Genomic DNA, 12,595 nt, shown 5'->3' with positions numbered 1-12,595 from the left:
TTATCCTTCTTAAACGACAATCATCGTGCAGGAAACCTATCGTAAATGGTATTCGCAACACCTGGGCCGCGACATCGACATGCTAGTTTATGGCCACTGGGGGTACCCCGTTCTTATGTTTCCGACTTCTATGGGCCGGTACTACGAATACAAGGATTTTGGCTTTATTGAAACAGTCCGCTGGTTTGTCGAGACAGGAAAAATCAAGATCTACTGCATCGACAGCATTGACCGGGACAGCTGGTATGCCAAACAACTGCATCCCGGCACCCGCATCTGGAATCACGTTCTATACGATCGCTTCCTGCATACCGAGCTGGTTCCCGGCATTCAGCGCGAGTGTAGCGAGGGTAAAATTGGGGTGGCCGGCGTTTCCTTCGGCGGCTATCACGCCCTGAACTTTGCCTTCCGTCATCCCGAGCAGGTTGGCAATCTGTTCACCATCGGGGCGGCTTTTGATATCCGCTCTTTTTTGAACGGCTATTACGACGATAACGTCTACTACAATAATCCGCCCGATTTTCTGCCCAACGCCCACAATCCGGAGTTCTACCGCATGAACATCGTACTGGGCACGTCGGAGTATGACTTCTGCAAACCCTCTACCCTGAACATCTCGACTATTCTCCGCAACAAAGGTATTCAGCACAAGCTCGATATCATGCCCTGGGGCGACCATGACTGGCCCGTCTGGAAAGAGCAGTTTCCTCGGTTCATGAGCATGATCTAACGAGTCAGGCGATTCCATTCGAGTGAAAACACAGAAGCCCGACGTATTGCGCGTCGGGCTTCTGTGCATTATGGTTAAGCTTTTATTTTTTGGCCTTCTTCTTTAACTCTTCATCCAGCATCTTGATGAAATAGCCACCTACGACCGAGCGGGCCTGGAAGCCAACCTGTTTAGCGTCGGTTGTTTCGTGCCAGTCGCAGAGTGGAACGCGGGTTGGCGTTTCATTGGCGTATTTCCAGATTGGATCAATGAAAGCCTTGAAATCCCTGTCCGAATCAGCCATCGTGGCCGTCCAGATAATCCAGTCCGACTTGGTGTAGGTCTTCCGGCTATCGAGCGGTAGTCCGTACGGTTTTTGATGCTTCAGGTAGAAGTCAATTTCTTTATCAGCCACTTCCTTCGGGAACACGTCCAAGCCGAGCAACTGATCCCAGACGATGTTATATTTCTGGCTCCAGCTACCGGGCGTTTTGTCGAATGTCAAGGCATAGTGGTCGCCGTCGGCGTCCATCTGCATCCATTTCCTGGCTAATTCGCGAGCTAGTGTTAGATTTTCGTCAGCGGTTTTCTGATCGCCCAGCGCCTGCGCCATCTGGCCATAGCAGGCAATACCCATGATTGCTTTGGCCGATAAGTTGGCGTTACGGGCCAGGTGACCGGCAAAGTCATCCGTACAGAGCTGATTTCCCGGATCGAAGCCGTCGCGTTTCAGAAAGCCGACCCACTTCGTCAGCGTTGGCCAGTGCTCCCGCGCGAAATTGGGATTACCATCCATCTTGACCGCTGCCGCCGTCAGGATCATCATGTTACCAGCCTCCTCAACGGGCATATCTTCGCCGTAGGTCTGCCCATTGGCCAGTGGATACGTTCCGATGTCGTGCGCCGGAAAGTCTTTCTTCCACCGGCCCGACTCGCTGTAATCAAAAATGAAGCGCAGTAAACCCTTCGCCAACTCGTTGTTATACAGCAGGAACATCGGCGCTGATGGATACGTTACGTCCACCGTACCGATGGAGCCGTTCGAGAAGTTCTCTTTCGAGAGGAAGAACACCTCGCCTTTCGGACCCGCTACGATTTTATGGGCCGCGATGGCCTGCCGGTACGCCAACTGACATAGGTCGGCGTACTCCTTGCCTCCCGCTTTGCGCGCATCGTCGTACAGTTGCTTGTCGAAATCCGTGCTTTTCTGGCGAAGACGGCTGTAGTCGGTTTCGGCCAATTGCAGCGTCTTTTCCATGGTCATGTTGGGGTCGCGATGCCACCAGCCCCGCAGGTTTTCGCCGAAATATTGCACCGAATAGACATCGTCGTAACCCAGTAACAAGTGCTTCGACGCCCCGTCTTTCGATACGTCCCCAAGGTTCAGTACGGTAGCCAGCGCTACGTTGTTTGCCTGGCCAGCGCTCACTTTTGCGGTCGGCAGCGTTCCTTTGGTGATAAATGATTGCTTCAAGGTAGCTGGCACGCCGGTTATGATCTGACTACCTACCCCCTGCGGAACGGCCAGATAGGCATACCCCCAATCGATGCGAATATTATCGCCTTTCTTGCCCAGCACCGGCTGCGCCTTGGTGCCCACCGATCCGTAGGTCAGCCCTGATCCCTGGCCGGATTTAGTCACCACATCCTGAACGGGCGTATTAGTTGCCATCGTGGCCGACTCAGCGAAGTAAACCTGAACGGCGTGTGGTTTCCCATCGCGGGACTTGGCTTCGAACGTAACATAACTGACGGGCCGGGCGGCAATCTCCAGCTCGTCCAGCAGCAGCGGGGAAAGGAAGTTTACGTGTAACTCAACCGGCCCCGCCATAAACGTATAATCCGTTTGAGTAGCCGCAACTTTTACGTCGGTTTGCTCCGCCTTGGTCATCGTCGGACCGGCAGCCGGACTCACCAGACCAACGTCAATGAAGGACCCTCCTACCGGGCTGACGCAGTGAGTGGCCAGCACGTTTTTTCCTTTTCGCAACGCCTTTTGTCCTTCGGGCGACAGCGGGTAGTACACGTATTCACCCGCGCAGCAGTTTCTGGTCAGAATCAGCGTGCCGTTCAGGTATACCTCAACGTCGTCGTCGTAGCTCATCGACAGGAGCAGACTCGCTGGGTCAGCTTTACCATCGTACGTAAACTCGCGCCGGATATGAATCCCGTTTGGGTCGGTCTTGCTACTCAGCCACTTCGTCCGGGATTCAGCATTATCACCAAACGGGCCAGGACCCGTTTTCCAACTCTGGTCTTTATACTCCGGTTTTTCCCAGCCCGGATTCGGCTTGTCAAATGTGTACTTGGCGGTGTACGCTTTTAATTCGCCGGTGGGCAGCAACGTATTATAGATGGGAGGTACGGCACCCAGAAACTGGTACGCTTTCCCATCAACCCGCACAACACCTTCCATCGACTGTGGCTTGCCGGTCCAGTGATGGGTGGGGGAATCGGTGAGTTTGTCGGTTGTACTCCAGACGCTGAAATAAGGATCGTGCGTAACGAGTGGGTAAGCGGGTGGGCGTAGCGTCTGAGCCTGCGCTGTAGCGCCCGCCAGTGCGGAGAACAGGGCTACAGTGCGGAAAAACGAGTGAGTGTGCATGAACGGGTCTATTAGGTAAAGAGCAACTGCAGTATGAAATGCAGTTAATAAGGGTCTACAACTCAGTAAAAGAAGATAATTATGGCTGAACTTTCTGTACGGGAGAAAAAATCAGGTCTTCTACGCCGGAAATCTTGACACCGATCCGGGCGTACGCGTATCCCTGCCCCGCGATGGCGGGGAAATTTGTGCTAAGCGCAACGCTGTTCAGGTCCTTGATCGACGTTCCTGACACGTCCACTGAACTCAAGCTAGTCCGGCTGTCGACAAACTGGGTTTTGCTCACGAACAACGACACTCGTTCGATGGCCCGGGCATCCGTACCAGTAATGATCTGTTCGAGTTTGCAGGTAGCCGAGACTTTGCCGTTACTCACCGAAAAAGCGGGCGTGCGTACCATATAGTATGGCTGTACATCAATATCCAGTGTTTGATTACCGGTCAGGTTAACGGTAGTCGTATCGGAGTTGTCTTTGCGCACCGTCCGGAATGGCCCTTGTGCAGACGGAATGACCAGTTTATACGTAGCGTTGAAAAGCTGGGCCGAATACGAACCGTCCTGCCCGACCGTCACGGTGATCGGGATACGCTTCTGCCAACCGGGCTCCCACAGCTCGAACGTTACGTTGTTATACTCGACGTTAATGGGTTCCCCCTGATACACAAGCCGCCCCTGAAGCTGCGATTCGGGCTCGGGATAGTTATCGTACGCGCAGGAAACGAGCCCGCAGGTAAGGAAGCAGAGTGATAAAAAAGCTAGGAGTTTCATGGCTTCTAAGGAGCGAAGAGATGAATAAGCGAAATCGACTGGCGAAGCGGAGCGTGCTAGCATCAGCCCATCCGCTCTTTCGCTCATCTACTCTTTCACTCATTATTATTGGTTTGGGTTTCGAACAATAAGCGGATTATTCGTGCGAATCTCGTCGTTGATGAACGAGTAGTAGTTGCCAAGCCGGAAGCGGTGGGCGTTGGTAACGCGGCTAGGTAGCACCTGCTGAAAGACCCACTTACCGTTGTTCGCCTGACCAGGATCGTAGACTTTATACGGCCACAGCCCAAATACCCGCGTGCTGGGTTCGTCGGCTTTACCGGGATTCTTGGTCAGATCGGTACTGGCCCCGTTCCAGACTACGTGTGCCAGCCGCCAGCGTTTGTAATCCCATAATTCGTGTCCTTCAAACGCTAGTTCCACCTTACGCTCGTGCACAATCCGATCGAACGTAATATCGTTGGCGGTGAGTAATTTGGTCAGGCCAGCGCGGGTGCGAACCTGATTCATGAAATCAGCGGCTACACTTTTCTGCCCCAGCTCAAAAGCGGCTTCTGCTGCGTTGAGTAATACCTCAGCGTAGCGGTACCGGACCCACCACACTTCGCTTTGCGTGCCGATCTGCGCTGACCCAACGGTTGGGTCCATGTACTTACGCACGTAAAATCCGGATTGTGCGGTGTATTCCAGCCCATCGATAGGTCCATCCAACCCAACCACTGCTACGGGCGTTGTACCACCGGGCAGCGTTTTCTGCCCACCGGGTTTATCGGCCGTTACAATCGAGCCATTACCCAATCGGTAACCCGCCCAGATATCAACCGGCTTTCCCTTGAAAGACGAGCCTGGATACAGTACCGTACCAGCCAGACGAGCATCGCGACCGGCAAATAATTCAGCGGGGTTACTGTAATAAATTGGGCTCCCACTTGCATCCGCAACTGGCAGCGGGGCAAACGTATTGTCGAGCTTTTCGAACGACTGCACCAGGTTCAGCGAGGGATTTAGCCGCCCGCCGTTGGTCCCTTCTTCCGCCGATGTCAGCGGGCTGTTGTCCAGCGTCCAGCCGACGACCTTACCACTTTTCAGCTTGTAATCGTAGACGAAAATAACCTCTGGGTTATTTGCCTTGTCGAGAAAGAGATTGGCGAAATTGTCGGACAGGTTCGTCGCATTTTTCTGGTAGAGCGAATAGCCCGTGATCGCCTGAGCGGCCTTCAGTGCTGTCTGGTAATAGCCCGTCGCCCGCTCGGCTGGAATGCCTACTTCACCGCCCGACAGTGATACCTGCGGTGTGTTGACGCCGTACCGAGCAATCGAACCAGCGTAAAGGGCCGCCCGTGCTTCCAAAGCCAGGGCCGCTCCCTTCGTCGCCCGCCCTTTGATGGTTGGATCGCTGGGGAGTACCGTCTGAATAGCCTCCATTTCACTGATAATGAAGTCGTAGATTTCGCTTTCCTTCTTGCGTGGATTGCGTAGCGACGTAGCATCGCCACTGAAATCATACGTTAACGGTTCCAGGATCAACGGGACGCCCCCCATGCGCTTGACCAGCTCAAAATAAACTCCCGCCCGAATGAAGCGGGCTTCGGCCAGATACCGGTCGCGTACGGCAGTTGAAAGCGCTGTAGCCTGCCCGCACTGCTGAATAAATAGGTTCAGATCGCGCAGATAGCCATAATCCCAGTAGTTCCAGCTGTCATAGTTATACTCCTGGTTCTGGTGCCGATTGTAGTCACCCGAATTCGAGGCAAACGCTTCGTCGAAGTTGGTAAACTCGTACCAGCGATCGGTGCGCTGAAAATCCGGATAACGATCGTATAAATCAGCAATGGCCGAGAGCGTTAACTGCTCATTCGAGAAAATCTGATCATTCAGTAGCACATTTTTCGGCTCCCGGTTCAGGAAATCGTCGTCGTTACACCCCCCACAAACAGCCAGCAGGGCCAGTAACGTAATGGTTATTTTTTTCATGATAAGGTCGATCAGAACGAAAGGTTAATGCCCATGTTCACCAGCTTGTGTTGGGGGTACTGCAGGCCGTTATCGTCAGTGATTTCCGGGTCGATGCCCAGTTGACGCACGTTATCGAGCGAGAATAGATTGAACGAGTTGACGTAAATCCGAGCCCGCTGAATCTTGATTTTGCTCAGCAGCGACGCGGGCAACGAGTAGCCGACCTCAGCCGTCCGCAGGCGCAGATATCGTACGTTCGTGAGCCACCACGACGAGTTCTTGTTGTAGTTGCTGTGGCTGCCGTCGTTGAAGCGCAGAGGTGGATTTTTGCCTTCCACCCAGGGGCTGTCGGCGTTGAGCGGATCGGCCCGGTGCCACCGGTCGTTGTACATTGACTCCAGCAGATTACCCGTGTTCTGGTACGGCCACCGCATTTCCCAGTTCTGGTTATAAGAGTACATGCTACCACCCGAGAAATCGGCCGTCAGGTCGAATCCTTTGTAGTTGAGCGACAGATTAATTCCAAAGTTGACGACGGGAACAGTAGAAACGGGGTAACCAATGGGCCGCTCGTCGTAGCCATCGATGCGGCCGTCGCCGTTGACGTCGCGGTAGATGAAGTCGCCCGGCAGCATGGTTTTGTTCCCCTGTCCGTCGTTGTTAACCGTATAGGCATTGATCTCGTCCACAGATTTAAACTGCCCAACGACTTCATAGCCCCAGAAAATATTGCTCCAGCGGTTCTCGTTTGAGTTGCGATAGTAATCCCACGAGTTACCAAAAGTTGGCCGATAGGATTGTAGCGAGCGGGAACGCGAATACCCAACGTTGCCCCCCAGCCGGAAGCCAATGCCCTTGAATGTGCCGTTGTAGGCCAGCGAAGCTTCTCCGCCGATACGGGCATCACTGTTGACGTTTTCGTCGGGTAACGAATAGCCGATTTCGTTCGGGACCAGTACGTCGTATTTCCGGCCGCGCAGCCCCGTGCGTTTGCGATAGAAATAATCCAGCTCGCCTGTCAGTCGCCCGTTGAACAGGCCGTAGTCGACGCCGATGTCAGTGATCGTGCTGGTGAACCACGAGATATTGTCGATAGGCACGCCCGTATTCCGCGAGCCTTTAATCACCTGTCCGTCGAGCACCACGGTCGAACTGGCGTAACGGTAGCCGGGGATGTACGCAAAAGCGTTGATGTATCGCGAATCATTGACGTCGATACCAGCATTGATATTGTCGTCGCCCAACTTACCGTAAGATGCCCGTAGTTTCAGATCAGTCAAGGCCGTCTGCTTCATATTATTGAAGAACGGCTCTTCGCTAATGCGCCAGCCCGCCGACACCGACGGGAAGAAGCCCCACCGCCGGCCCGGTGCAAAACGCCAGGCCGCATCACGCCGACCCGATACTTCAGCGAAGTATTTATCGGCGTAGTTGTAGGTTGCCCGCCCTACGTAACCGATCCGTGCTTCCTCGTAATCGGTATCGTTATAGGTATCCATGTCGGCAAACTGAATCAGCGGCAATACGTTAGTCTTAGGTACCGAGTGCACAAACGTTTCCTGTTCCCGACGGCTAATGCGCTCCGCCACAAACGTACCGCCAACGGTATGCCTGCCGAAGGTGTTGTTGTAAATCAGTTGCCCCTGCAATACGTTCTCGAAAATCTTACGCGTTACTCGTTCGCGGTACGGGTTCGAGCTGCCCCCGGAGATGTTGTATTTGTCGCTGGCCGGATCGTAGGTGTACACGTCGTAGGTGTATTCGTGAATGTTCGACAGCCGATCGGCGAAGTAATACGAGTACACCCCGCGTGCCGTCAGTCCTTTGACCGGCAACTGGTATTCGGCGTTGAAGTTGGTTTGCAACACACGCCAATCCTCGCGGGCATAACCCGATATGGCGTAGTTCAGAATTGCCCAGTTTTCGGCGTTGTGGCCGATATTGTTCGGGTACTGCGGATTGTCGTTGGCGTATGGTCGTTCGGTCGGCCGGTTCCGGAACAGGGCGAAACGAGGAGCCCAGTAATCATCCCCACCCGGTACGCCGGGGTTCTGCCGCGTCTCGATGCGTCCGTTGATCTGTACCCCCACCTTCAGCCGGTCGGCCACACGGGCGTCAATATTCGACTGAATATTGGTTCGGTTGAAATTGTAATCCTTCAATACCGCATCCTGATTCAGCCGCGTGACCGAAAAATAGTAATTGATCTTTTCCGACCCTCCGCTTGCATTCAGGTTGATCTGGTACTGCGGTGCATTCTTTCCGACAATGAAGTTGTACCAGTCAAAACTTTTGTAGCCGTACTCCGTCCCCTGCTTCCACTTGTTCAGCTCATCCTGCGTGATGGCGGTTTTCCCCGTCTGGTTCACCTCGGCATCGGCTTTACCCAGCATCCAGTCGTAGGCGCTAACCCCTTTCGGGAAGCGGGTCCAGTTCTGAAAACCGTAATACGCATCAAGGTTGATGGTGTTGCGGTTACCCGTTTTTCCCCGCTTGGTCGTAACGATGACAACCCCGTTGGCCGCCCGCGAGCCGTACACCGACGCCGACGCATCTTTCAGGACCGTAATCGACTCAATATCAGCGGGGGCAATGTTATTAAACTGTCCGGCGTCTTTCTGGATGCCGTCAATAACGAACAGTGGGTCGCCCATCCCCCGCACCTGGAGCAGCGCCGACGAACCAGGCCGTCCTTCCGCCTGCCGGAACGATACGCCTGGGATCTTACCGGCCAGCGCGGCACTCACGGTCGACGTCTTCGCTTTCTCAATGTCGCGACTGGTGATACTCGAAATAGCGCCCGTCAGCGACTCTTTACGTTGCGTACCGTAACCCACAACGACCACTTCACTCAACGCCTGATCCGAAGATTTCAGATTGATAGTCAGGCTGGTCTGGTTACCAACGGCTACTTCCTTCGTGCCAAAGCCAATAAAGCTGAAAATCAGCACCGCATCAGCATCGGGAACGTCTATCCGAAAATTCCCGTCCGTATCGGTGGTTGTTCCACGCTGGCTTCCTTTCAAGAGGACGCTCACGCCGGGTAACGCCTGCCCGTTCGTGCTGTCGCGTACCGTTCCCCGTACGATCTGCTCGCCAGCTGAGCTTACCGAGGAGAAGGAGACAGCCGTGGGCATCATCATCGATACGGACGAATTGCCAACCGCCGGCAGTGACGTACGTAGCGGTTCAGCGGTTACAACCCGGCTGTCCGGTTTGACCGGAACCACCATGTACGACCCTTCTTTGATCCGCCGGAAAGTCAGGCCCGCGGGATCCAGCAGCGCCTGTAGCGACGCTTCCAGCGCCCCCTCCGACATCCGTAGCCCCCGCACTGCCACAGACTGGTTTTCAACCAGCCGATTTTCAAACAGTAAATTGATGTGGTAGCGATTCTTCAGCGCGATCAGCGCATCACGTAACGATCGGCCAGCGGACGCGGGGGATTCTTTTATCGCCTGGTTGACCTGCCCGGCTCGGGCCAGCACCTGCGCCTGACAGAATTCACCAGTGCTGCTCACGATCGTACCCGCCAGCAAACAGACGTAAGTACGTAGGATTTGTTTCATGGGAGTAGGAAAGAAATAAGGAGCTATTTTTCGGAGAAATAAACGCGGTTGCGTTGCCGGGCCACATTAATGCCCAGCAGTTCCCGCAACACGCGAAGCAATTCGTCGGCGCTGTCGGCGTCAAAGGTGCCGGTAACCATTCGCTCGGCCAACCGCGCATCTTTAATGGCTACGTTCAAGCCGTAGTTTTCCTGGATCATGTACCCGATCTCGCGCAACGGGGTATTATTAAAGACAAACCGGTGCTCCGTCCAGGCGATCTCATCGACGGGCTTATCAACCGAACTGACCTTCACTGTTCCGTTCGGTTGCCAGGTAGCCAGCTCACCGGGGCGCATTAGCCATTCCCGCCGGGGAACATTGGTCAGCAGGCTACGTAACTTTACCTGACCCGTCAGGAGAGCTACCCGCGTTGCGCGCGCCCGGTTGAAAACGACGAACTCCGTGCCAAGGACTTCCACGTCGAGTTCCCGGCCGGTCTTAACGACAAACCGTTTATTATCCTGAGTGTGCACCACCCGAAACGTTGCTTCTCCCGTCAGCGTTACGACCCGATCTTTCCCAACGGAAAGCTCCTGCCCCAGCACCGTCCTTGGTACCCGTAGGCTAGAGTTGGCATTCAGCACTACCCGGCTGCCATCGGCTAACAAAACCGTTTTAAGTTGACCGAAACGGGTTGCATAGGTCCGATAAAGGATCCTTTCCTGAAACAGCCAGCCCCCCAATCCCAACAACAGGAACAATGAAGCCGCGATCAGCCAGGGCGACAGCAGTCGCCAGCCGGGGCGGAAGGGGGACGAAGCGAGCGGAGCAGGTGCCGCAGTGGGCTCATCCATAACCCGACGGAAATGAGCCAGGGCGGAATCGGTGTCGGCGACGTATTGTGGGTAGGTCGATTCCCACTCGAATAAGGTCTGGTAATAAAGCGCCTGATTATTGGGGTCTTTCAACCACTCCTCAATCAGGCGAACCTGCAGGGGGGTTGTTCGACCGGCATGGTGCTCCAGCAGCAACGCTTTCGTAATCGTTTGCATGATAATTGATTTTCAGGTTGTTGCGGATTTATGCCTGTATACCAAGGAATAATGTCAGACTCCAGACCCATTCCTCTTTTAGCACCGTACGTAGCAGGGAGAGCGCTTTGGTCATGTGCGCTTCTACGGTTTTGGGGGCGATTTTCAGTTCGTCGGCGATTTCGCCGTATTTACGTCCTTCGAAGCGGCTCAGCAAAAAGACGCGCCGACATTGGGGAGGCAATTCTTCGATTGCTTTTTCGATGTTACGCTGTAGCTCATCGTACTGCATGATTTCCAGCGGCTGCGCTTTGGAATCAGCCAGATCATCAATCCGGTCGTCGGAGCTTTGCCGGGACCGGGTCATTTCCCAGCGCAGATGGTTGTAAGCCCGGTAGCGCACTGCCCGAAAGAGATAAGCCTGGAAAGACGTATCAATGGTTAGATACACCTTGTTTTTCCAGAAATTGTAGAAGACCTCCGAAACGATATCCTCCGCGGTTTCCCGGGCGTAAACCAGGCGGGCGGCATGGCTGCACAGAGGAGCGTAATAGGTCCTGAACAGCAATTCACAGGCTTGTTGCGGATCGGTCGAGAACAGGCTTTTTAGCGGCCAGTCCAGATCATTACCTGGTTGATGCGATACTTCTGATTTCCCATCAGCCGTCACTAAGAGACGTTCTGACTGGTTAGGTAAAGGTTGAGTCATGGGATCGGTTGAGTAAATACTTTCTACCGGCGACAATCGTATAGACAAGCCAATCGCAACTTACCCTTACTCCCTTTTATATTTTTTCTATATTTTTTTTGACCGTGCTTATAATTCCAGACCATTTATTGGTGGCGCAAGGCTATATCGTTGGACAAGCCTTCGCACAAAAATTAACTATCGAGTAAAAAATTGACAGTTCAACTCTTTACTGACCGTGAAGATTGCCAGAGGTTATTAATCACTTTAAACTCAACGTTTCAGATGAGCAACCAACAAAACAGAGCATCATTCGCTCCCGTAACATGGCTTAGTTTGTTTGTTGTCGCTTTGCTGAGTGCTTGTTCCAAACCTGAGTCGGTTGACTCTGTTGCGCCAGCACCGGATCAATACGTGCTCAAGGATATCCGGTACTTCATTGCGCAGGGTGATCGAGTTGATACAACGACGCTACAACTGAAAGGCTCGAGCGTACAGAACCCAGGCACCCTACTTACGACGCGACAGGTTGAAGAAAGCTTCGGGGGTTTGGTCAAAACATCCCAATTTAGGCTTGACCCAGCGACCCAGCTTCCCAAAGGAATAGACTTGGATCAGTACGCAGTTAGCGTACCCGAACATTGGTATGGCAACAACCAGTTCGACCGTTCCATTGAAACGTATCCACTCAGCGCTATCAAGCAGCAAAAGCCCTACGGGTTTGGTCAGAAGAGCACGCTGACGATTAACATCCCGCCAAAATCGAGAATTGACATCAGCCATCAGATCACGGCTTATCAACTCACCTGCTCCTTCGAGGGCAGTCTGGAGAACGTAACGACCGGGCAACGTTACCAGCTAAAGGGCAACTGGACGGGTATTTTGCAGTACGCGAATCCAACAACTGTGCTGAAGGAGGCTGCTTTGTAGATTTTATGTAGACCAAGTGATTGGTCTACGATCAGCAGAGTTCTGAAAGGCACTAAACCTGCGGCACAACTACATCCTTACTAATAGCCCTTAATTTTATCAAAACTTCGTACCGAAAGCCAATATAGGCAAAGCGATAGCAGCACCAGAACCAAAACACTAGCGGTAATGTATTTGGCGACGAAAGCGAGTACTATGGCCACTAGCCAAATACTAAATAGATACTTTGCCCAAGGGAGTTTCAACATAATTTCTCTATTTGGATTCATTGAATAAACTCCGTAGCTATAGGCTAAGTTTGGAGCAAAACGGAAATCCCCTTCTCAAAGACCAATTGTACGATCACATGACTTTTG

General features: G+C 53.4%; 8 protein-coding genes. 2 read left to right on the top strand and 6 right to left on the bottom strand.

What is annotated here, in order from left to right:
• Positions 1-25 precede the first annotated feature (25 nt).
• Entirely contained in the window at positions 26-730 is a 705-nt protein-coding gene (locus tag ACYVAD_RS17805; RefSeq protein WP_461140871.1) for an esterase family protein, read from the top strand.
• An 82-nt stretch (positions 731-812) separates the two neighbouring features.
• On the opposite strand, the gene ACYVAD_RS17800 is transcribed toward ACYVAD_RS17805, so the two are convergent.
• From ACYVAD_RS17800 to ACYVAD_RS17775, 6 genes are all read right to left on the bottom strand, one after another.
• Positions 813-3,314 (bottom strand): glutaminase family protein, encoded by a 2,502-nt coding sequence (locus ACYVAD_RS17800; protein ID WP_461140870.1) that lies wholly within the window; start codon positions 3,312-3,314, stop codon positions 813-815.
• Positions 3,315-3,393: 79 nt separating this feature from the next.
• Entirely contained in the window at positions 3,394-4,083 is a 690-nt protein-coding gene (locus ACYVAD_RS17795) for a DUF3823 domain-containing protein (RefSeq protein ID WP_461140869.1), read from the bottom strand.
• Between the two features lie 105 nt (positions 4,084-4,188).
• The gene (locus ACYVAD_RS17790; RefSeq protein ID WP_461140868.1) at positions 4,189-6,057 is read right to left on the bottom strand and encodes a RagB/SusD family nutrient uptake outer membrane protein; all 1,869 of its coding nucleotides are present in this window, start codon (positions 6,055-6,057) and stop codon (positions 4,189-4,191) included.
• Positions 6,058-6,068: 11 nt separating this feature from the next.
• The gene (locus ACYVAD_RS17785) at positions 6,069-9,608 is read right to left on the bottom strand and encodes a SusC/RagA family TonB-linked outer membrane protein (protein WP_461140867.1); all 3,540 of its coding nucleotides are present in this window, start codon (positions 9,606-9,608) and stop codon (positions 6,069-6,071) included.
• 23 nt (positions 9,609-9,631) lie between these two features.
• Positions 9,632-10,642 (bottom strand): FecR family protein, encoded by a 1,011-nt coding sequence (locus tag ACYVAD_RS17780; protein ID WP_461140866.1) that lies wholly within the window; start codon positions 10,640-10,642, stop codon positions 9,632-9,634.
• Positions 10,643-10,670: 28 nt separating this feature from the next.
• Positions 10,671-11,330: an RNA polymerase sigma-70 factor gene (locus tag ACYVAD_RS17775; RefSeq protein ID WP_461140865.1), complete on the bottom strand. Its 660-nt coding sequence runs from the start codon at positions 11,328-11,330 to the stop codon at positions 10,671-10,673.
• Between the two features lie 264 nt (positions 11,331-11,594).
• Here ACYVAD_RS17775 and ACYVAD_RS17770 point away from each other — a divergent pair, with 264 nt between their 5' ends.
• Positions 11,595-12,239 carry a hypothetical protein gene (locus ACYVAD_RS17770; RefSeq protein ID WP_461140864.1) on the top strand — a complete coding sequence of 215 codons (645 nt, stop codon included), beginning with the start codon at positions 11,595-11,597 and terminating at the stop codon, positions 12,237-12,239.
• Positions 12,240-12,595 lie beyond the last annotated feature (356 nt).

Source organism: Spirosoma pomorum (genome assembly GCF_054776615.1).
This window is presented reverse-complemented; position numbering and strand designations above follow the sequence as displayed.

Coding starts and splice junctions, on each gene's coding strand:
- ACYVAD_RS17800 (WP_461140870.1), bottom strand. CDS start 3,314: ATGCACACTCACTCGTTTTTCCGCACTGTAGCCCTGTTCTCCGCACTG.
- ACYVAD_RS17795 (WP_461140869.1), bottom strand. CDS start 4,083: ATGAAACTCCTAGCTTTTTTATCACTCTGCTTCCTTACCTGCGGGCTC.
- ACYVAD_RS17790 (WP_461140868.1), bottom strand. CDS start 6,057: ATGAAAAAAATAACCATTACGTTACTGGCCCTGCTGGCTGTTTGTGGG.
- ACYVAD_RS17785 (WP_461140867.1), bottom strand. CDS start 9,608: ATGAAACAAATCCTACGTACTTACGTCTGTTTGCTGGCGGGTACGATC.
- ACYVAD_RS17780 (WP_461140866.1), bottom strand. CDS start 10,642: ATGCAAACGATTACGAAAGCGTTGCTGCTGGAGCACCATGCCGGTCGA.
- ACYVAD_RS17775 (WP_461140865.1), bottom strand. CDS start 11,330: ATGACTCAACCTTTACCTAACCAGTCAGAACGTCTCTTAGTGACGGCT.
- ACYVAD_RS17770 (WP_461140864.1), top strand. CDS start 11,595: ATGAGCAACCAACAAAACAGAGCATCATTCGCTCCCGTAACATGGCTT.